The following is a 20,752-nucleotide window of genomic DNA, read 5'->3' as shown; positions in this document are numbered from 1 at the left end:
GATCCCTACGCGCGCGAGAAAAAACGCGGCGGTGCCTGGATGGATGACGCCCGTGTGCGGCGCCAGACCACGGCCGGACTGCAATTGCCTATAGCCTATCTGGTATGCAATTTTTCTCCCGCATCCAGCGATGCCCCCGCGCTGCTGACCCATTACGAGGTCACCACCCTGTTTCACGAGTTCGGTCACGGGCTGCACCATATGCTGACCCAGGTGGACGTGGCGGCGGTGTCCGGTATCAACGGTGTGGCCTGGGATGCCGTCGAACTGCCGAGCCAGTTCCTGGAAAACTGGTGCTGGGAACCGGAAGCGCTGGCGATGATTTCCGGCCACTACCAGAGCGGGGAGCCATTGCCACAGGTACTGCTGGAGAAAATGCTGGCGGCGAAGAATTTCCAGTCCGCGATGTTTACCGTGCGCCAGCTGGAGTTTGCGCTGTTTGATCTGTTGCTGCACTCGCGCCCGGAGGGCGCCAACGCGGAAGAGATCCGGCGCGTGATCAACGACGTGCGCGATCAGGTTTCGGTGGTGCCGGTGTCCCCGGACAACCGTTTCCAGAACAGCTTCAGCCACATTTTTGCCGGTGGTTACGCCGCCGGCTATTACAGCTACAAATGGGCCGAGGTGCTGTCCGCGGATGCCTTTTCACTGTTTGAGGAAAACGGAATTTTTGATCCGGCGACCGGGCAAAAATTCCTGCACACCATTCTCGAGCAGGGCGGCAGCCGCGATCCGCAGGACCTGTTCACAGAATTTCGTGGGCGCGGCCCTAAAATAGATGCGCTGTTGCGTCACTCTGGCATAGAACCGGGTATCGAACCCGGCATTGAATAATCGGCATTGCAAGAGGTTTTAACATGACCGATGACAACGAACAGCTGAAGCCCGTAAAGCGCCGGTTTATTGCCGGCGCAGTCTGTCCGCGCTGCAGCGCCATGGACAGGATCGTCAATTACAAACTCGGCGATAAAAACTATCGCGAGTGCGTGGCGTGTGGCTTCAAGGATGAGATCCGCCTGCAGGCATCGTCGCGGGAACTGGATACCCGGGTGAATAACACCGCAGACAGGGAAGTGGAGGAGACGGCGGTAAAAATTTTGCAGCCGCCGAAAACCGATAACCACTAAAAACACACTGTACTAGCCGCTTGAAAAAACTCTATCCCCTTATCGCCCTGCTGGTGGTTACTGTCATCGCGGGGCTCTACGGACTCAACCATTACAGTAACCTGCGTGCGCAGCAGCGCGAACAGGTTTCCTATCTGTTGAGTCGCTGTGTCAACCAGAGCCTGCTGTCCATGTTCCGCTTGCAGGCCAACAATTGGCAGGCAAGGCCCGATTTTTACCGGCAGGAGGCGGATGCACTCACCGCTGAGGTGACGGCACTGCCGGAAAAAATTCTCGATGGAAAACCTTTCGACGCATGGCGGGAAGCGGTAAGCATGTGTGAACAGCTGACGGAAAACAGCAACCGCCAGCACCGCACCATTTTTCGCCCACTGGGGCATATGGCCAGTACCGGCCTGTGGGGCAACGAGGGATTGAAAGAAGCGCGCATGCTCAAGCGACGCAAGCGGGTGATTGATCAGGTGCAGGTTGCGGCGCAGGCCGCCGACAGCTACCTGAAAGATATCCGCTCGGATATTCGCGGCCTGCTGCAGCACAGCAAACTCTCGACAGAAACCCGGGAGATGGTCGCCACAGAGCTGGAACAGACGGTGCTGGCGGGCTACCGCCGCGGCCAGTTTTCGCGGCGCGAGGTAGAGCGCTACCTGGAACGGCAGGCGCACTTCTACCAGTTGTTGGCGGATAATACCCGCGGTTTTACCCTGCGCGGAGGCAGTCTCTATTTCTACAATGGCGAGCTTCGCCGTCAGGTGGAAGAGTTGAACCGGGCACTGGTGACCGGCAAAACCGATTTCTACAACCACTGGCAGCAGGTGCTCACTCGCCAGCGGGGGTAAGTCCCGGTGCTCAGTGTGAGGTGTCGAGCTGGTAGCGCAGGGAAGGGGGGCGCAGGTCTATCTGCATATGGTGGGCAAAGTCCGGCCACTCCCCGGGGGTCTCCTCGAAGCGCTGCTTGCACAGAATCAGGGAAACCAGGTGCTCGGGATCCAGTTCTCCCGGCTCAAAGCGTCTTAACAGCAACTCGCTCAGGTCATCCAGCTGGCAGGACAGCGTCTCGCCGAGTAACTCCCGCACCACCAGGTTGGCGATCATGGAATCCATCGGCAACAGCGGTGTGCCGCACCTGGGCTGCAGTCGGTCGTTGATTTCTTCCATGGTGCGGTGGGCCAGGTAGGCTTCGTCCAGAATGGAACCCAGCCCGTGTTCATGGGGCTGGCGCTCCGGCACCTCGCTAAAGCTGTGGGCGATCAACTCCCGCACCGGGCGGAAATCCAGTCCGCCTGCCTCGCACAGGGATTCCAGCTGTTGCATCCAGGCCGGAATCACCTGGATATAGCGGATGACGAAACAGGTCAGGTGCAGCGGCGCGTCGCGCTGGGGCAGCTGGATACTGCGGTGCAGATTTGGCAACGTATCATGCAGCGAGCGCCGGAAACGGAAGCGTTCCTGCTCTGCGGCAACCGCGCGATCAATGCACTGTTGAATAAGTGTGTAAGGGTCTGACATACAGCAAAAATATAAACGGCTGGGCCGCCTCCCCGTTTCTTTGCCTTGTACTTCTGGTGGTGTCTGCTCCCCGGACACAGACGTTTGGGCAAGACTGCTTAACGTTGGAAGAGGGTGTGCGCCGTAGCTCCAATTACAGCCAATAGTTTTTCTTAGTGTAGTAATAAAAGTAGACCATAAGGCCGGCGGATCGTGCGCTGAACCACAAAAAAAGGCTGAGCCAGATGCCAGTGTTGTCATACTGGCGGGTAAACCACCAGCAGGGCAGGAACACCGTCACAGTGGCAATGAACATGGTGTCACGCATTTGCCGGCTCTTGCCCGCGCCGATAAATACCCCGTCCAGCTGGTAACTCCATACCGCAATCAGCGGTAGCGCGCAAAGCCACGGATAGTGCCCCTGCGCTACATCCAGCACCGCGGGGATGGCAGTGAACAGCGGCAGGATCCAGTCACGGCCCGTCAACAGGACTGCGGTGATCAGCAGCGCCGAAGCCAGTGCCAGTACCCCGGCCGCGCGCACGGTGCGGTTGAACTGCGGCATATTGCGCCGGCCTATGGCGTTGCCAACCAGGGCCTCGGTGGCGTGGGCAAAGCCGTCAAGTCCGTAAGACGTCATCATCAGCAGCTGTAGCAATATGGCATTGCCCGCGAGCACGGCATCTCCCAGCGCCGCTCCCTGGGCCGTAAAAAACGTCAGCGTGAACAGTAGCAGGCAGGTGCGGATAAACAGGTCGGTATTGATCCGCAGCAACTCCAGCCAGGGGTGTATTTTCCGCCACGGCCAGAACTCCGTGTAGCGGGATACCCGGCGCAACCCCTCCCAGGCACCGCGGTGGCGCCTCACCAGCAGGTATCCGCCGAGCACAAAGCCGCACAGGTCCGCAGATACGGACGCCCAGGCCGCACCGCGGGCGCCCATGCCCAGCCCGATGATCAACCACAGGTCGAGCAGGATATTCAGCAGGTTCGCGGCCACCAGCACGAGCAGTGGCGAGCGGCTGTCGCGGCGGCCGATAAAAAATCCCAGCAGGGCGAAATTCGCCAGTGCCAGTGGCGCGCTCAGCAGCCGGATCTGCAGATAGTCGCGGGCGTGTGGCGCGGCGTCGGCACTGGCATTCATCCACTGCACGATGGTGGGCAACAACGGGATTGCCAGCAGCCAGAGCGCCGCCCCCAGTGTTCCCGCCAGTGCCAGTGCCCGCAGCAGCCAGGCTGCGCCGCTGTCCGGGGCGCGCGCAACCAGCCCGGTGGTGCCCATACGCAGAAAGCCGAAAGCCCACAGCAGCATGGAAATCACACTGGCGCCAATGGCGACGCCGGAAAGATATTCCGGGCTGGACAGGTGCCCGAGTACCGCCGTATCCACGGCGCCCAGCAGCGGCACGGTGATGTTGCTCAGAATCATCGGCCAGGCGAGATTCCATACCCGCAAATAGGGAGCGACTGCCCGGCGCGAAAGCGCCCCCCGGGGGGCCAATGAATTTTTCATGTAAGTTGGCGGTTTAATTGACTTTTTGCTGGCGATGTGTTCCTTTTGACTGTGCAGTAGATGCGACAAAAAAACACAGGTTGTTGGTTGTACCTTCCGGACGACGACATTCTGAAGTAAAAAAGCCCCTGGCGAAAAATAACAAGTTGCACTGTCAGCAGTATCACGCAGTTGTGGCCACCCCCGGCGTGCGTGCAGTGTATGTAGTCTTGGTTTACTACAGCATGTCCACATTTCGATGTGTGGAAAATATCCCGATCACCCGGTCGGGGCAGACTCCAGTCTTCCTTGCAGCCAGCCGCTGTTACAGGGTTTTGCTATTTTTTTAGGTTGCAGTACCGCGACCGTGCGCACAATGCAGTATTCGTGTGGCAAGGCCGCAGTGATGTGACCGCAGGATAGCGGCTCGCGAGAATAACAAACATGGAGATCTGCAGGCGATGTTGATGGGCTTAAAACGGCTGTTCGCCTTCCTGACCATCTCGGCTATTGCACCCGGACTTTTTGCCCAGGAAACTGCGCAAAAAGCCGAAGAGGGTGCGGAGCGCTGGGGGGTCAATATGACCCAGGGGGTCACTGAAGTTTCCCGCACCACTTACGATCTGCACATGCTGATTTTCTGGATCTGCGTGGCAATCGGTATCGTGGTTTTCGGGGTGATGTTCTACAGCATGTGGCGCCACCGCAAGAGCAAGGGCTACAAGGCGGCGCAATTCCACGAGAGTACCTTTGTGGAACTGGTGTGGACGATCATTCCCACGCTCATTCTCGTCGGTATGGCAGTACCCGCCACCAAAACCCTGTACGACATCTACGACACCAAGGAAGCCGATCTCGATATCATGATCACCGGCTACCAGTGGAAGTGGAAGTACGACTACCTGGGTTCCGATGTCTCCTTCTTCTCCAATCTCTCCACGCCGCGCGCGCAAATCGATAACCAGCTGCCGAAAAACGACCACTACCTGCTGGAAGTGGACGAGCCGCTGGTGGTGCCGGTCAACAAGAAAATCCGTTTCCTGATTACTGCGAATGACGTCATCCACGCCTGGTGGGTGCCGGATCTGGCGGTGAAGAAGGACGCGATCCCCGGCTTCGTCAACGAATCCTGGACCCGCATCGATGAGCCGGGTATCTACCGCGGCCAGTGTGCCGAACTGTGCGGCAAGGACCATGGCTTTATGCCGATTGTGGTCAAGGCGGTACCGGAAGACGAGTATCACTCATGGCTGAGTGACCGCGCCGAACAGGCCGCGCGGATCAAGGAACTCACCAACAAGACCTTCACCTTCGATGAACTGTACGAGCGCGGTGAAAAGATTTACGCGAGTACCTGCGCCGCCTGTCACCAGCCCAATGGCCAGGGTGTGCCCGGTGCCTTCCCGGCGATTGCCGGCTCCAAGGTGGCCACCGGACCGATGGACGGACACCTGAACATGGTGGTCAACGGCTCGTCGAAGAACCCGGCGATGCAGGCCTTTGGCGCACAGCTGAGCGAGGTGGATATCGCCGCGGTAATCACCTATCAGCGCAACGCCTTCGGCAACAATATGGGCGACACCGTGCAGCCCATCGACATTCTCAATTTCAAGAATAATTAAGCAGGAGCCGAAAGGAGTTTAGTTATGGCACACGGTCCGAAACCCGGAATTACCCGCTGGCTCTACACCACTAACCACAAGGACATCGGTTCGATGTACCTGTGGTTCAGTTTTGCAATGTTCCTGCTAGGCGGTTGTATGGCGCTGGTGATCCGCGCCGAACTTTTCCAGCCCGGCCTGCAGATTGTGCAGCCGGAATTCTTTAACCAGATGACCACCATGCACGGCCTGATCATGGTGTTTGGTGCGGTGATGCCCGCATTCGTCGGCCTCGCCAACTGGATGGTGCCGATGATGATCGGCGCTCCGGATATGGCGCTGCCGCGCATGAACAACTGGAGCTTCTGGATCCTGCCATTCGCCTTCGCGATGCTGGCATCCACCCTGTTCATGGAGGGCGGTGCGCCCAACTTCGGTTGGACTTTCTATGCGCCGCTGTCCACCGAGTACGCGCCGCCGAGCGTGACCTTCTTTATTTTCTCCATCCATATCATGGGTGCGTCGTCGATCATGGGGGCGATCAACATCGTTGCCACCATCCTCAACATGCGTGCACCGGGCATGACCCTGATGAAGATGCCGCTGTTCGTGTGGACCTGGCTGATCACCGCCTACCTGTTGATTGCGGTAATGCCGGTGCTGGCGGGCGTGGTGACCATGATGCTGATGGATATCCACTTCGGCACCAGCTTCTTCAGCGCCGCCGGCGGCGGTGACCCGGTACTGTTCCAGCACGTGTTCTGGTTCTTCGGCCACCCCGAGGTGTACATCATGATCCTGCCGGCCTTCGGCATCGTATCGGCGATCATTCCCACTTTCGCGCGCAAGCCGCTATTCGGCTACAGCTCGATGGTATACGCCACCGCGTCGATCGCTTTCCTCAGCTTTATCGTGTGGGCCCACCATATGTTTACCGTGGGCATGCCGGTCGCCGGTGAGCTGTTCTTTATGTACGCCACCATGCTGATCGCGGTACCCACCGGGGTGAAGGTGTTCAACTGGGTGAGCACCATGTTCCGGGGCTCCATGACCTTCGAAACGCCGATGCTGTTTGCGATCGCCTTCGTGATCCTGTTTACCCTGGGTGGCTTCTCCGGCCTGATGCTGGCCATCGCCCCCGCGGACTTCCAGTATCACGACACCTACTTTGTGGTGGCGCACTTCCACTATGTGCTGGTACCGGGTGCGATCTTCTCGATCACCGCCGGGGTCTACTACTGGCTGCCCAAGTGGACCGGCAATATGTACAACGAGACCATGGGCAAGGTGCACTTCTGGCTGGCATTTATCGGCCTGAATGTCACTTTCTTCCCGATGCACTTTGTTGGGCTCGCCGGTATGCCGCGGCGGATTCCGGATTACGCACTGCAGTTCGCCGACTTCAACCAGATTGCCAGCATGGGCGCCTTCCTGTTCGGCGCCGCGCAGCTGGTGTTCCTGTTCAACGTCCTGCGTACCGTGCGCGGCGGCAACAAAGCCACCGATGAAGTCTGGGAAAACCCGCAGGGACTGGAGTGGACAGTGCCTTCGCCGGCTCCGTACCACACCTTCAGCACGCCCCCGGCGGTGCGCTGATCGATAGCACGGAAAATCCCCATGGCCTGGAGTGACAACGCAAAAACCACCGCAAAGCTGCTGACCCTCGCGGTCAGCATGCTGGGGTTCGCGCTGTTCGTGATGCCACCTCTGTACGACGCCTTCTGCGAGATCACCGGCCTCAACGGCAAGACCGGTGAGCGCTACGAGGCGGTCCCGGCAGCGGTGGATCGCGAGCGGCTGGTGAAAGTCCAGTTTGTCGCTACCAACAATGAAAACATGCCCTGGGAGTTCCGCCCCGGCACCGTGGAGATGCGGGTGCACCCGGGTGAACCGGCGGATACCGTGTTCATTGCCCGCAACCCTTCCGGGCGGGAAATGATCGCCCAGGCGATTCCCAGTCTGGCGCCGTCGAAAGCGGCAGAATATTTCCACAAAACCGAATGTTTCTGCTTTAACCAGCAGACCCTCGCCGCCGGCGAATCTGCAGAACTGGGTTTGCGCTTTATCGTCGACCCGGATCTGCCCCGCGGCGTGAATACCATAACGCTCTCCTACACGCTGTTTGATGTCACGGAACGGATGGCGAAACAAACGAACAACAAAAAGGCGGATGCTCCCCTAACTGAGCGCGAGTCCAAGCGAGAGGGATAAATAAATATGGCCACAGAAAGCAGCTACTATGTTCCCGAGCAGTCCCGGCTGCCCATCTTTGCCACCATCGGCCTGTTCCTGACAGCCTTCGGTGCCGCCAACTGGGTCAACGGCGGCAGCTCCTATATTTTCTTTGCCGGCGCACTCTCCATGGCCACGGTGCTGTGGTTCTGGTTCGCCACCGTTATCCGCGAGAACATGCAGGGGCTCAATAGCGCGCAGCTCAAGCGGTCCTACGTGTGGGGTATGGGCTGGTTCATCTTCTCGGAAGTGATGTTCTTCGCGGCATTCTTCGGCGCCCTGTATTACATTCGCAACTTTTCCCTGCCGTGGCTCGGCGGGGAGGGCGACCGCGGCAGCTCGAACATACTGTGGGAAGGGTTCCAGAATACCTGGCCGCTGATGGTCACCCCGGATCAGGCGGTCAGTGGCGAGTCCGCCAAGGTCCTGGGTCCCAAGGGCATTATCGACCCCTGGCACCTGCCGCTGCTGAACACCTTCCTGCTGCTCGCTTCCAGCGTGACCGTTCACGTCGCCCATGTGTTCCTGAAAAAGAACAAGCGCCAGGGATTCAATCTGTGGCTCGCGGCCACCGTGGTACTGGGTTCCGCCTTCCTGTTCTTCCAGGTAGAAGAATATATGGAAGCCTACCAGCATCTCGGACTGACACTGGAATCCGGTATTTACGGTACCACCTTCTTCATGCTGACCGGTTTCCACGGTGCCCATGTGACCCTGGGTACCATCATGCTGCTGATCATGCTGTTGCGCTCGGTTATCGCCCACCACTTCAAGCCGGACGACCACTTCGGTTTTGAAGCGGCGAGCTGGTACTGGCACTTTGTGGACGTGGTGTGGGTAGGCCTGTTTATCTTTGTTTACGTGCTGGGCGCGTAAAGTGTAGCAATGTTGGTGGATGCCCAGCGTGTCCACCAATTGAAGCGTATTTTCAGTATTTGTTCGCCCAGGGCGCTGTATTGGAAAGCATACCGCTGTCGAAGCCGTACCAGATGGCGAGCAGCAGCAGTGCGGCGAGTGAAATGCGAATACCAAGCGCATAGAGCGTGCGCTTGGACTCCGGCGCGCCCATATCGCGCAGCAGGAAAACAAGAGCGCTGGTCAGGCTGACCAGCACGGCGAGAAACAACAAAACGATTATTGCTTTAAGCCACATAATTCAACGCCATTTATAGAAGTACTTATTGGCATGACAGTTCCGAACACGTCGACCGCCAAAGGCGACAACGCATTACCCACCGGGACGGCAGAAAACTCCAGGGAAGCGGGAGAACAGTCGCGAGCAGCCAGTGTAGCATTTATCCGCAACTGGCCCCTTACGATCCTAAGCCTGTGCCTGTTTCCATTACTCCTCGGCCTCGGCAGCTGGCAGCTGCAGCGGGGAGCAGAAAAACAGCAGATGCTGGATCGCATTGATACCCGCCTCGCGTCCCAGCCACAGAAAATCGCGCAGCTCTCACAGCTCGAGATCTACACCCCCGTGCGCCTGCTCGGATACTACACCGACGAATACCTCTATCTCGATAACCGCACCCGCAACGGGCGTGCCGGCTATGAAATACTGCAGGTGTTTAGCAGCGGCCAACAACGCTGGCTGGTGAACCGCGGTTGGCTCCCGGGGAAATCCCGCCGCAGCGAACTGCCGGAAGTTGCCTATCCGCGCGCGGCCAAGGTCATTACCGGCTTCCTCTATCCCGTCGGCGAAAGTGCAGCTGAGCAGCCGGGCGTCGCCGGACCGGGTTCGCGCATACAGTCACTGAATCGCAAACACACGGCCGCGCTGAACCTTCGCCAGCCGGACTGGCACATCCGTATCAGTGCGGACTCCGACACCGCACTGACCACCGACTGGCAACTGATCAATGTAAATCCGCAGAGGCACCAGGGCTACGCCGTGCAGTGGTTTTCCATGGCCGCGGCACTGTTTATTCTGTGGCTACTGGCGGCGACCAATATTCGCAGTATCATCAGGGTGACAAAACACCATCGTAGACCCGTATCCACGCGGGCAGATAACAATAATCAGCGTCCGACAGACGCAGCGCGAGGTGAATGAAATGGCAGAAAATACCGGTACCGACAACATCAATGTTGCGGAAAATAATCCCAACCGAAAACAGAAATCCGGGCTCAGCCGCTGGGCCGGAATCGGGGTCTTCGCTGCCGTCGCCCTGCCGATAGTCGCGGCCTACGGCATCTTCTACACCGGCATCGGTATGCCAGACGGTACCGTTAACCAGGGTGAGCTGCTGACCCCGGCACACGCGGTGAAAGACATACAGCTGGTTTCTGAAAAAGGTGAAACCCTCGACCTCGCCGCCGAAGCACCGAAGTGGCGCTACCTGATCCTGGGTGATGAAATCTGTGCGGGTGAATGCCAGAAATTGCTGTACACCACGCGCCAGGTGCATATCCGTCTGGGTGACAAGGCACATCGGGTGGAGCGACTGCTGGTCACCGGACAACCACTGTCGGCACTCAGTCATCAAAGTATTTCCGACCAGCACCCGCGACTGCGCCTGGCCACCGCCGACCAGGCCACGCTGGACCAGTGGCTTGCGGACAGCGACCACGCCAATCTGAAGCGACCCAGCGCGCTGCTGGTGGACCAGAATGGATTCGCCATGATGGTCTACGACAACCGCCACACCGGCAACCAACTGCTGAAAGACATCAAACGACTGCTGAAGTACTCCTACGAGCAGTAACCGGGTAAACAGGAGAGAGCAAGCGATGGATGTGGAATCCGATATCACCGAACTGCGTAAAAATTACAAAAAAGACTGGCGCTTCCGCCTCGCATTGATCGGCACCGCGCTGGCACTGGTGGTGGTGGTCCTGGGTGCCTTTACCCGGCTGTCCCACGCCGGCCTGGGATGCCCGGACTGGCCCGGCTGCTACGGCCACCTGCTGTGGCCCAATGAAGGTCACGAGATCCAGGCAGCCAACCAGGCCTTTCCCCATGCCCCGGTAGAGACCGACAAGACCTGGCCGGAGATGGTACACCGCTATTTTGCCGGTACCCTGCTGTTGCTGGTGGCGGGGCTCACCTATATGTTCTGGCGCCGCCGCGGCCATCGCGGGTTCGTCCAGAGCCATATCCTGCTCGGTCTGATCGTACTGCAGGCTGCCTTCGGCATGTGGACCGTCACCCTGAAGCTGTGGCCGCAGGTGGTCACTGCCCATCTGCTGGGCGGCATGGCGACCCTGTCGATCCTGTGGATGCTGGCGGAGCGGCTGCGCTACCGCCGGCGACTGATACCGCCTCACGAATTCACCGCGCTGCAGAAACTGCGCCCGCTGGCGGTGATCGCGGTAATCGCGGTGGCGCTGCAGATCGCCCTCGGTGGCTGGACCAGTTCCAACTACGCGGCACTGGCGTGCCCGGATTTTCCCACCTGCCACAACCAGTGGTGGCCGGCCGCGGACTTCACCCAGGGCTTCAACGTGGCCCAGCACATCGGTCCCAACTACCTGGGCGGCGCGCTGGAAAGCGATGCGCGCACGGCAATCCACTTAACCCACCGAATCGGCGCGATCATTGTGAGTCTGCTGGTGTGCCTGGTCGCGTTCCGCGCCTGGAAGGCGGGCTCCCCGCGCTGGGCCCAGGGGTTGCTGGCGGTGCTCTGCTTGCAAGTGGCACTGGGAATTGCGAACGTAGTGATGTCACTGCCGCTGCCGATTGCGGTGGCTCACAACGCCGGAGCAGCACTGCTGTTATTGAGCCTGCTGACCTTTTGCTACCGGATCAATACGGTGCAGCCGGCGATAGCGAAATCTTAATGAATCCAGTGGCGGTGCCGCTGCCGGGTACAGCCTTGTGAGACACGCCGTATACCCATCCCCGGGGGCTCTGCAGCGCCTTCCATGGCGCTGAAGGTTTCACAAGGCTGCACCCGGCATCGACACCTTCGCGGCGAGTTCTGGCTTTTGATCAGAGTTCGCAGGAAGTCGGCCGAAATAATAATGACAATGAGGTGGTAACCATGAGTACCCAGGCAGTAAGCGTCCAGCGCGCCGTATGGCGCGACTACTACGAGCTCACCAAACCGCGGGTGGTGATGCTGATGATCCTCACCTCGGTGATCGGCATGCTGCTTGCCGTTCCCGGTATGGTGCCACTGGATATTCTGATCCTGGGTAACTTCGGCATTGCCCTGTGCGCCGGCTCAGCCGCCGCAGTCAATCACCTGGTCGACCGCCATATCGACATCAAAATGGCCCGCACCACCAACCGTCCCATCGCCCGCGGCCGGGTGGAACCGCAAAAGGCGGTGCTGTTTGCACTGGTGCTCGGTATCAGCGGCATGGCCATACTTCTTGCTTTCGTCAACGCACTGACCGCCTGGCTCACGCTGTTTTCGTTACTGGGTTACGCCGTCGTATATACGATGTTCCTGAAGCGCGCCACGCCGCAGAATATCGTGATCGGCGGTCTCGCCGGTGCCGCGCCGCCGCTCCTGGGTTGGGTCGCGGTGACCGGGGACCTGCACGGCCACGGCCTACTGCTGGCACTGATCATTTTTGCCTGGACGCCGCCGCATTTCTGGGCGCTCGCGGTGCATCGCCGCGACGACTACGCCAAGGCGGAAATTCCGATGCTGCCGATTACCCACGGGGTGCAGTACACCAAGGTGCATATCCTGCTGTACACCTTCATCCTGTTTGCGGTGACCCTGCTGCCGTTTGCCACCGGCATGCTCGGCTGGCTCTACCTACTGGGCGCGGTGGTACTGGGGCTCGGGTTTGTTTACTGGGCGGTGGAAATGCTGCGGGATAAAAATCCCAGCGCTGGCATGGAGACCTTCAAGTACTCGATCATTTACCTGATGGCACTGTTCTGCATTATGTTGCTGGACCACTACCTCATCGCCCTGCCGCAGGCGGGAGTCTGAGCATGAGCGGGAATGTGCAACACACACCGGAGCAGAAGCGTGGCATTTACCTCACCGTCGCAATCATGGTGCTGTTTATGCTGGCGGTGGTAGCGGGCTTCGTGAATAAAATGGGCAAGCCGCGGGTCATTACCGATTCCGAGTTGCGCGCCAATGGCGCCATCAAGCTGGAGCGGCCGCGAATACTGGACGACTTCGAATTGCTTGCCGACAGTGGCGACCGCTTCCATACCAGTCAGCTGGCGGGACGCTGGACCCTGGTGTTTTTTGGCTTTACCCACTGCCCGGACGTGTGCCCCACGACCCTGGCGACCCTCAACAATTTTTACCAGACCCTGGACGAGGAAACCCGCAAAGACACCGACGTGCTGCTGGTATCGGTAGATCCACAGCGGGACAAACCGCAACAGCTGCACGACTATGTGCGCTACTTCAATCCGGAATTCGCCGGGGTTACCGGGGAGTTTCTGAACCTGAAACGTTTTGCCAACCAGTTGAACGTGCCGTTCAACAAGGTACCGCTGGAAGACGGCAGCTATACCGTGGACCACGGCTCCCAGGTGGTGCTGGTCAATCCGCGCGGCCACTATCACGCGTTTTTCAAAGCGCCGCTGGATCCGGCAAAAATGAAACTGACCTATCGCTCCATGCGCGCCACCTTCAACGGCTAAGCGTTAAAGGGGAATCAAGCGCCGACCCCGGATCACATTCGGCAACAGAAACTGGTCACGGAATCTCCGCACTGGCAGCGCTAGGATGGCGCTGCACCCTCGAACGACAACAGCAAAGAAAACGGACGTTCTATGTTTACCCTCAGTATTTTCCGGGGCGCGCCGGTGCTGCACGCGGCCCAGCCCTTTGAAGGCAAACACCTCTGGCTTCCGCCGGCACTGCTGTGCCTGCTGGCGATTCCCTTCGGCTGGGTTGGCGTTTTCGCCCCGGCCATCTGGCTGGCGCTGGCCGCCATTGAAAATGCCCGCGGGTGGAAGAAGGCCGCAGCCTTTTTCATTGCCGCGGCGTTGATGCTGACGGTGAACAGTGGGCTGGTCCCGGGCAACGAACATATCACCCTGCTGCCACCCTACAGCGACGCCGCCGGCAACCTGATATATGTGAGTTTCCGCCCCGCCAAGGCGGCCATCGCCATCACCCTGGTGGCGTTTATGCTGGTGCGACCACAGCCACTGAAGCGCGCGGACCTGCCGGTGATGGCCATCGCTATCGCGGTGCCGATCAGCGCCGGGCTTTTTCTGCTGGGGCCGTCCCCAAAGCTCGATGCGACCATCGCCGTTGCGGCACTGGTTAACCTGCTGGTGGTATGTATTGCGGAGGAGGGCTTCTTCCGCTGGGTACTGCAGCGGGGCCTCACGCAGGGGCTGCAAAAGCTGGGGCGGCAGTGGAAGTGGCTGGCAACACTGCTGGTGGCATTGCTGTTTACCACCCTGCATACCGGCTGGGCGGCGTCCCCCGTGCTGCTCGGACTCGTCGGGGTGGCGGGACTCGGTTACGCGCTGGTGTGGCAGCTGCGGGAAAGCTTCTGGGCCTGCGTCCTGACCCACTGGGGGGTCAACCTGCTGCACATGACCTTGCTGCAGTATCCGGGTTAGTGGACCCGGTAGCCGGCAACGCGACCACCGTTCAGTCGCGGGCCTTGCGCAGCTGTCCGCACAGAAATAACCCGCCGGCCGCCAGCACGATGGAGGGGCCCGCCGGCGTGTTCCACAGCACCGATGCACTGAGCCCCAGGAATACGGAAATACCGCCGATCAACGCGGCAAAGCCCGCCATCTGTTCCGGTGTCTGCGACAGCCGCCGCGCGGTTGCGGCCGGGATGATCAGCAGTGCGGTAATCAACAGCACGCCCACCACTTTCATGGCGATGGCAATCAGCAGCGCCAGCATCAGCATCAGTGCCAGGCGGATCTTCTCCACCGGCACCCCTTCCACCGCCGCCAGTTCCTCGTGCAGGGTGAAGGCGAGCAGTTTCGGCCACAGCCAGTACAGCAGCAGGGCGATCACCGCGGCCGCCGCCAGCATCAGCAACAGATCCTGGGAGGAGACCGCCAGCAGGTCCCCCAGCAGCAGTGACAGCAGGTCCACATTGATATCCAGCAGGCTCACGGTAACTATCCCCAGCGCCAGCATGGAGTGGGAGAGGATGCCCAGCAGGGTGTCCACCGACAGGTGCTGGCGTCGCTGCAGATACACCAGCATCAGTGCCAGCAGGCAGCTACTGGCGCCCACCGCCAGGGTCGGCTGGATATGCAGTAAAAAGCCCAGGGTCACCCCGAGCAGCGCGGAGTGGGCCAGGGTGTCGCCGAAATAGGCCATTCGCCGCCACACCGCAAAGCAGCCGAGGGGGCCACTGACCAGCGCCACCAGCAGCCCGGCCGCCAGTGCGTACCAGAGAAAATGGCTGTGCAGCAGCATGGAAAGATCGTTCACTGCGCGCTATTGCCCCCGTGGTTGTGATTGTCGTGGGCGTGACCGTGGGAATGGTCGCAGCAGTCGTCCACCACCTCGCCGCTGAGGTCGTGGTGGTGGTTGTGCTGGTGGGTATAGGGGGCGAGCTTGTCGCCAAACAGTTCCAGGTAGGCGGGGTCGCGGCTCACCTGTTCCGGGTGGCCGTGACAGCAGATGTGCTGGTTGACGCACAGCACCCGGTCGGTGGCCGCCATCACCAGATGCAGGTCGTGGGAAACCAGCAATACGCCGCACTGCAGCTCATCGCGCAGTTGCGCAATCAACTGGTAAACCTCGCTCTGGCCCCCCAGGTCGACACCCTGGGTGGGCTCATCCAGCACCAGCAACTGCGGTTTGCGCGCTGCGGCGCGGGCCAGCAGCACCCGCTGCATCTCACCGCCGGACAGGTCCGCCAGCCGCGCCTGCGCCAGGTGCGGCGCGCCCACGCGGGCCAGCGCGTCCGCCACCCTGACCCCTTCGATACCCAGCTGCAGGAAGCGCCCCACGGTCATCGGCATGGTGGCGTCGATCTGCAGGCGCTGTGGCATATAGCCCATGCGCAGGCCCGGGCGGCGCTGCACTTTGCCGCTAGTGGGCCTGGTGAGCCCCAGTAGCAAGCGCAGCAGGGTGGTCTTGCCGGCGCCGTTGGGGCCGATCACGGTGACGATCTCTGCCGGCTGTAATTGCAGGGTGATATCCCGCAGCAGCTGTCGCCCGGCAATTTCCAGGCCAAGGCCCTGGGCGCGGATGAGCGGCTCGGATGAATTCAGGGGAAACTCCATTGCGTTTGATCGGGGCCCTCGACAGGGCGTATTGAACAGCCGCATTGCGCGGGCGCGAAACAGGCGGTCCCGGCGAACGGCTGGCGAGTGTAAGCCGGGTGTGATTATATCGCACTATTTTTCAGCACCGCGCGCCGCCACATTTCCCCATTGCGGGCGCCGACGCGCGGCAAATTTATGGTGCCATGTCATTGTTTTCATTTCGTCCCGTTTCCCGTATCCGCCGGTTTTTTGTTATCGCTGCACTGTTGCTTGGTGGCTGTGAACAGTCGCCGCAACCGCCCGCAGCGAAGTTGCTGGTGGTTACCAGTATCGCGCCGCTGAGTATGCTGGTACGGGAAGTGGCGGGCGACGATATGGAAATCAGGCAGCTGGTAAATAGCGGCGACCCCCACCAATATGCGCCGAAAGTGGCGGATCGCGCGGCGATGGAGCGGGCCGCCCTGGTGGTGTGGATGGGGCCGGCAATGGAAGCGGTACTGGCGCGGCAGATGTCCCAGCTGCCGGCGGAAAAGGCGTTGTCCCTGCTGGCGGCCGGTGGCTATGAATACGACGGCGCCGACCCGCAGGATCCACACCTGTGGCTGCGGCCGCGCAATGCCGCGTTGATGGCGGCACACATCGCCAGCAAGCTGGCGGTGCTGGATCCATCCGCGGCGGACGCCTACCGCCAGCGCGCGCGGAATTTCTCCCGCGCCATGGCCAACCTGCAAAAAGTGCAGGATCGCGCACTGTGGGCCTATCGCGATGTGCCCATCGTGAGCACCCACACTGCCTACGGTCAGTTCTTCGGTCCGGCGGGGGTAAATGTGACCAGCCTGGGGACATCCGCCAGCCACCAGCACGGCGCGCGTGCCATGCTGGAAAAGGTCGCTCCCGCGGCGGGCGGCGAAGGCCCACGGGGCTGCCTGTTCGGCGAGGTACCGGCGAATGACCGCGACCGCCAGACTGCAGAACACCTGAATCTCGACTACCAGGCACTGGATCCACTGGGTACCGGGCTACCGGCCACCGCGGACTACCGCGCGCTGATGGAGCGGCTGCTGGCGGACGCACGCAAGTGTCTGGGAAAAATTCCCGACACCGGTTCCGAGTAACCGCGCCGGTCCCGCCGTATCAGGTCGACCGGTTCAGGACGGCTCCAGCTCCCCGGTTTCCGCGCTTTCGCTCTCCCCGCTGCGGGTTTCCTCGGTGGGCTCGGCGGCATCCGGATCCGTGGTGAGGGCCGCCGGCTCCACTTGCTGTAGCTGTTCCCGTGGCAGTTCCTGGGCCAGGGATTCCCGCGCGTCCCGCTCTCCCTCGAGGCGGAATGCCTCCAACTGCTGCAACTGCGCTTCCAGGACGCTGCGCAGCAGTTCGCGCCGGTGCTGTTCCCGCATCTGCTGAACCAGCTGTTCTCTTTCGGCGAGCAATTCCTGTGCTGCGGCCTGGGGTAGCGGGTAGCCGGTGACTTCCACATGCTCCATGGCTTCGGCGGTACTTGTGTTGGCGCTGGTGCGGTCGCCGGTGTTGTCGGCGGCATCGTCTGCGGCGAAGGCCGGGCTGGCAACGGCGCCGGTCAGCAGTAGTGCGGCAAAAAGGTGGGGTTTCATGGTGGTGACCTCTGTGCAACTTCCCTACCCAAAGCCTAGAAGGCGGCGGCAGATCGCGGGTGACAGTGCGATGACTCCCCAGCAATGCGGGGCGGAACGAGCGAAAAAAATCGATCGCGGTTATCCTGTCGCCCGATCAAGCCTGCAACCGAATTTGTGACTCCTTATTGCTATGCCAAACGAAAAATCCAGTGCCGCGCCGTTGATTCTTGTGGACGGCTCTTCCTACCTCTACCGCGCCTTCCACGCGCTGCCACCGCTGGCCACCAGCAAGGGCCAGCCCACCGGCGCGGTGCGCGGGGTGATCTCCATGCTGCGCCGCCACCTCAAGGAGCATCCGGACAGCACCGTGGCGGTGGTGTTCGACGCCAAGGGCAAGACCTTTCGCGACGAGCTGTTTGCCGACTACAAATCCCACCGCCCGCCGATGCCGGATGATTTGCGCGCACAGATCCAGCCGATCCACGACATCATCGATGCCATGGGCCTGCCGCGCCTGGTGATCGAGGGCGTGGAAGCGGACGATGTGATCGGCACCCTGGCGCTGCAGGCGGCAGACAAGGGCATGGATGTGGTCATCTCCACCGGTGACAAGGACATGGCGCAACTGGTGCGCCCGGGGGTCACCCTGGTGAATACCATGTCCAACACCGAGCTGGATGTGGCGGGAGTGAAAGAGAAATTCGGGGTGGGTCCGGAACTGATCATCGACTTCCTCGCGCTGATGGGCGACAAGGCCGACAACATTCCCGGGGTGCCCGGTGTCGGTGAGAAGACCGCACTGGCGCTGCTGCAGAACCTCGGCAGTCTGAAGGATATCTACGCCGATCTGGACGCCATCGCGCCCCTGGGTTTCCGCGGTTCCAAGACCCTGGGCAAGAAGATGGTCGAGCACAAGGACGCGGCGGATATGTCCTACGTGCTCGCCACCATCAAGACCGATGTGGAGATGGACTGGGCACCGGAAACACTGGCCAATGGCGAGCCGGACACCGACAAACTGCGGGCCCTGTTCGACGAGATGGAATTCCGCAGCTGGCTGGAGGAGCTGCAGGGGGAGAGCGGTGTGGAATCCGCGGCGGCGGCCGTCGCGGTGGAGCGCAACTACTCGGTGATCACCGACGAAAAAGAATTCGACCGCTGGCTGGAAAAACTCGCGTCCGCCGACATCTTCGCCTTCGATACCGAAACCACCAGCCTCAACTACATGCAGGCCAAACTGGTGGGTGTCAGTTTTGCGGTAGAGGCGGGCGAGGCGGCCTATGTTCCGCTCGCCCACGACTATATGGGGGCGCCGGTGCAGATCGATTTCGATACCGCGCTGCAAAAGCTCAAGCCGCTGCTGGAAAGCGACAAGGTGAAAAAGGTCGGCCAGAACCTCAAGTACGATAGCCATATCCTGGCCAATTACGATATCGAACTGCGCGGCATCGAGCGCGACACCATGCTCGAATCCTACGTGCTGAACAGCACCGCCAGCCGCCACGATATGGACAGTCTCGCGCAGAAATACCTCGGCGAAACCACGGTCAAGTTCGAGGATATTGCGGGCAAGGGCGCCAAACAGCTGACTTTCAATCAGATCGAGCTGGACAAGGCCGGACCCTACGCGGCGGAAGATGCGGACATCACCCTGCGCCTGCACCGGGATCTGAGCGGCCGCCTGGAAAAAGAGCCGAGCCTGGAAAAGGTGCTGGACGAAATCGAGATGCCGCTGGTGCCGGTGCTGGTGCGGATCGAGCGCAACGGCGCCTATATCGATGCCGCAATGCTGAAAAAGCAGTCCGGTGAACTGGAACAGAAGATGCGCGAGCTGGAACAGCAGGCGTACGAGGAAGCGGGGGAGGAGTTCAACCTCGGTTCCACCAAGCAGCTTGGCAGCATATTGTTCGAAAAACTCGAGATCCCGGTAATCAAGAAAACCCCCAAGGGGGCGCCGTCCACCGCGGAACCGGTGCTGCAGGAGCTGGCGCTGTCGCACAAGCTGCCGGCGCTGATCATGCAGTACCGCGGCATGGCCAAGCTGAAAAACACCTATACCGACAAACTGCCGCTGATGATCGACCCGGCCACCGGCCGCGTGCACACCTCCTATCACCAGGCGGTGGCCGCCACCGGGCGCCTGTCGTCCAGCGATCCCAACTTGCAGAACATTCCCATCCGCACCGAAGAGGGCCGCCGTATCCGCCAGGCCTTTGTGGCCGACCCGCGGATCAACGGCGGCAGTCTGATCGTGGCCGCGGACTATTCGCAGATCGAGCTGCGCATCATGGCGCACCTGTCCGGCGACCGGGGCCTGCTGGACGCCTTTGCCCACGGCGAGGACATCCACCGCGCCACCGCGGCGGAAGTGTTCGAGGTACCGTTGGACGAGGTCAGCGACGAGCAGCGCCGCCGCGCCAAGGCGATCAACTTCGGCCTGATCTACGGCATGAGCGCCTTCGGCCTGGCCAAGCAGCTGGATATCCCCCGCGCCGACGCCCAGACCTATATCGACCGCTACTTCGAGCGCTACCCGGGGGTGTTGCAGTACATGGAAACCACCCGCAAGCAGGCCGCGGATCGGGGCTACGTGGAAACCCTGTTCGGCCGCCGCCTGTATTTGCCGGAGATCAATTCCCGCAACGGCATGCAGCGCCAGGCCGCCGAGCGCACCGCGATCAACGCGCCCATGCAGGGCACCGCCGCGGACATCATCAAGCGCGCGATGATTGCGGTGGACCGCTGGTTGCGGGAGGACAAACTCAAGACCCGTCTGATCATGCAGGTGCACGATGAACTGGTGCTGGAAGTGCCGGCGGACGAGCGCGACCTGGTGGTTGAGAAGGTGCCGGAGCTGATGCAGGGCGCGGCGGAGCTGGATGTACCGCTGATTGCGGACCTCGGCGAGGGGGCCAACTGGGACGAGGCGCATTGATTAACCACGTCCGGTTAACAGGACTTGCTGCGAAGGTGTCGATACCGGGTGGTGCCTTGTGAGACCTTCGAAAACAGGGATGTTTTCGAAGAGCCCCCATGGATGGGTTCACGGCGTGTCTCACAAGGCACCACCCGGTAGCGGCACCGCCACCAAACTTGTTAGTTGG

At 60.8% G+C, this 20,752-nt stretch carries 21 protein-coding genes; 15 read left to right on the top strand and 6 right to left on the bottom strand.

Annotated elements, in window-relative coordinates; translation table 11 throughout:
- From QZ511_RS12245 to QZ511_RS12235, 3 genes are all read left to right on the top strand, one after another.
- On the top strand, positions 1-834 hold an 834-nt coding region (locus QZ511_RS12245; RefSeq protein ID WP_295802749.1), incomplete at its 5' end, for a M3 family metallopeptidase.
- 23 nt (positions 835-857) lie between these two features.
- Complete coding sequence (locus QZ511_RS12240) at positions 858-1,127, top strand: YheV family putative zinc ribbon protein (RefSeq protein WP_295802747.1); 270 nt, start codon at positions 858-860, stop codon at positions 1,125-1,127.
- Between the two features lie 20 nt (positions 1,128-1,147).
- Positions 1,148-1,963, top strand: coding sequence for a hypothetical protein (locus QZ511_RS12235; RefSeq protein WP_295802745.1), 816 nt, complete (start codon positions 1,148-1,150; stop codon positions 1,961-1,963).
- 10 nt (positions 1,964-1,973) lie between these two features.
- Here the strand turns inward: QZ511_RS12235 and QZ511_RS12230 are convergent, their stop codons facing one another.
- Positions 1,974-2,633: a hypothetical protein gene (locus tag QZ511_RS12230; protein ID WP_295802743.1), complete on the bottom strand. Its 660-nt coding sequence runs from the start codon at positions 2,631-2,633 to the stop codon at positions 1,974-1,976.
- A 133-nt stretch (positions 2,634-2,766) separates the two neighbouring features.
- Positions 2,767-4,041: an MATE family efflux transporter gene (locus QZ511_RS12225; protein ID WP_295802741.1), complete on the bottom strand. Its 1,275-nt coding sequence runs from the start codon at positions 4,039-4,041 to the stop codon at positions 2,767-2,769.
- A 524-nt stretch (positions 4,042-4,565) separates the two neighbouring features.
- Between QZ511_RS12225 and coxB the strand changes: the two genes are divergently transcribed.
- Genes coxB through QZ511_RS12205 form a run of 4 tightly spaced genes read left to right on the top strand, consistent with a single transcriptional unit; the run spans position 4,566 to position 8,813 of the window.
- Positions 4,566-5,726 (top strand): cytochrome c oxidase subunit II, encoded by a 1,161-nt coding sequence (coxB, locus tag QZ511_RS12220; protein WP_295802740.1) that lies wholly within the window; start codon positions 4,566-4,568, stop codon positions 5,724-5,726.
- Between the two features lie 24 nt (positions 5,727-5,750).
- Positions 5,751-7,301, top strand: coding sequence for a cytochrome c oxidase subunit I (ctaD, locus tag QZ511_RS12215; RefSeq protein WP_295802739.1), 1,551 nt, complete (start codon positions 5,751-5,753; stop codon positions 7,299-7,301).
- 21 nt (positions 7,302-7,322) lie between these two features.
- Entirely contained in the window at positions 7,323-7,916 is a 594-nt protein-coding gene (locus QZ511_RS12210; protein ID WP_295802738.1) for a cytochrome c oxidase assembly protein, read from the top strand.
- Positions 7,917-7,922: 6 nt separating this feature from the next.
- Entirely contained in the window at positions 7,923-8,813 is an 891-nt protein-coding gene (locus QZ511_RS12205; RefSeq protein WP_295802736.1) for a cytochrome c oxidase subunit 3, read from the top strand.
- A gap of 52 nt (positions 8,814-8,865) precedes the next feature.
- Here QZ511_RS12205 and QZ511_RS12200 read toward each other — a convergent pair whose 3' ends face one another.
- Entirely contained in the window at positions 8,866-9,090 is a 225-nt protein-coding gene (locus QZ511_RS12200; protein ID WP_295802735.1) for a DUF2909 domain-containing protein, read from the bottom strand.
- A gap of 33 nt (positions 9,091-9,123) precedes the next feature.
- Between QZ511_RS12200 and QZ511_RS12195 the strand changes: the two genes are divergently transcribed.
- The 6 genes from QZ511_RS12195 (at position 9,124) to QZ511_RS12170 (ending at position 14,436) form a co-directional block, all read left to right on the top strand.
- On the top strand, positions 9,124-9,990 hold the full coding sequence (locus tag QZ511_RS12195; protein ID WP_295802732.1) for an SURF1 family protein: 867 nt from the start codon (positions 9,124-9,126) through the stop codon (positions 9,988-9,990).
- A 1-nt stretch (position 9,991) separates the two neighbouring features.
- On the top strand, positions 9,992-10,642 hold the full coding sequence (locus tag QZ511_RS12190; RefSeq protein WP_295802730.1) for a hypothetical protein: 651 nt from the start codon (positions 9,992-9,994) through the stop codon (positions 10,640-10,642).
- A 25-nt stretch (positions 10,643-10,667) separates the two neighbouring features.
- Positions 10,668-11,717, top strand: a complete 1,050-nt coding sequence (locus QZ511_RS12185; protein ID WP_295802728.1) for a heme A synthase — start codon at positions 10,668-10,670, stop codon at positions 11,715-11,717.
- 203 nt (positions 11,718-11,920) lie between these two features.
- Positions 11,921-12,829 carry a heme o synthase gene (cyoE, locus tag QZ511_RS12180; protein ID WP_295802727.1) on the top strand — a complete coding sequence of 303 codons (909 nt, stop codon included), beginning with the start codon at positions 11,921-11,923 and terminating at the stop codon, positions 12,827-12,829.
- Between the two features lie 2 nt (positions 12,830-12,831).
- The gene (locus QZ511_RS12175) at positions 12,832-13,500 is read left to right on the top strand and encodes an SCO family protein (RefSeq protein ID WP_295802725.1); all 669 of its coding nucleotides are present in this window, start codon (positions 12,832-12,834) and stop codon (positions 13,498-13,500) included.
- A gap of 132 nt (positions 13,501-13,632) precedes the next feature.
- Positions 13,633-14,436 (top strand): CPBP family intramembrane glutamic endopeptidase, encoded by an 804-nt coding sequence (locus tag QZ511_RS12170; protein WP_295802723.1) that lies wholly within the window; start codon positions 13,633-13,635, stop codon positions 14,434-14,436.
- 31 nt (positions 14,437-14,467) lie between these two features.
- On the opposite strand, the gene znuB is transcribed toward QZ511_RS12170, so the two are convergent.
- Positions 14,468-15,259, bottom strand: a complete 792-nt coding sequence (gene znuB / locus QZ511_RS12165) for a zinc ABC transporter permease subunit ZnuB (protein ID WP_295802768.1) — start codon at positions 15,257-15,259, stop codon at positions 14,468-14,470.
- A gap of 11 nt (positions 15,260-15,270) precedes the next feature.
- Positions 15,271-16,074 (bottom strand): ATP-binding cassette domain-containing protein, encoded by an 804-nt coding sequence (locus tag QZ511_RS12160; RefSeq protein ID WP_295802721.1) that lies wholly within the window; start codon positions 16,072-16,074, stop codon positions 15,271-15,273.
- 185 nt (positions 16,075-16,259) lie between these two features.
- On the opposite strand from QZ511_RS12160, the gene QZ511_RS12155 reads away from it, so the two are divergent.
- Entirely contained in the window at positions 16,260-17,171 is a 912-nt protein-coding gene (locus tag QZ511_RS12155; protein ID WP_295802719.1) for a zinc ABC transporter substrate-binding protein, read from the top strand.
- A 33-nt stretch (positions 17,172-17,204) separates the two neighbouring features.
- On the opposite strand, the gene QZ511_RS12150 is transcribed toward QZ511_RS12155, so the two are convergent.
- A complete protein-coding gene (locus QZ511_RS12150) occupies positions 17,205-17,666 on the bottom strand; it encodes a hypothetical protein (protein WP_295802717.1) in 462 nt (153 codons plus the stop codon).
- 172 nt (positions 17,667-17,838) lie between these two features.
- Here QZ511_RS12150 and polA point away from each other — a divergent pair, with 172 nt between their 5' ends.
- Positions 17,839-20,583 carry a DNA polymerase I gene (gene polA, locus QZ511_RS12145; RefSeq protein ID WP_295802715.1) on the top strand — a complete coding sequence of 915 codons (2,745 nt, stop codon included), beginning with the start codon at positions 17,839-17,841 and terminating at the stop codon, positions 20,581-20,583.
- Positions 20,584-20,752 lie beyond the last annotated feature (169 nt).

Source organism: uncultured Microbulbifer sp., assembly GCF_913055755.1.
Taxonomy (GTDB): domain Bacteria; phylum Pseudomonadota; class Gammaproteobacteria; order Pseudomonadales; family Cellvibrionaceae; genus Microbulbifer.
This window is presented reverse-complemented; position numbering and strand designations above follow the sequence as displayed.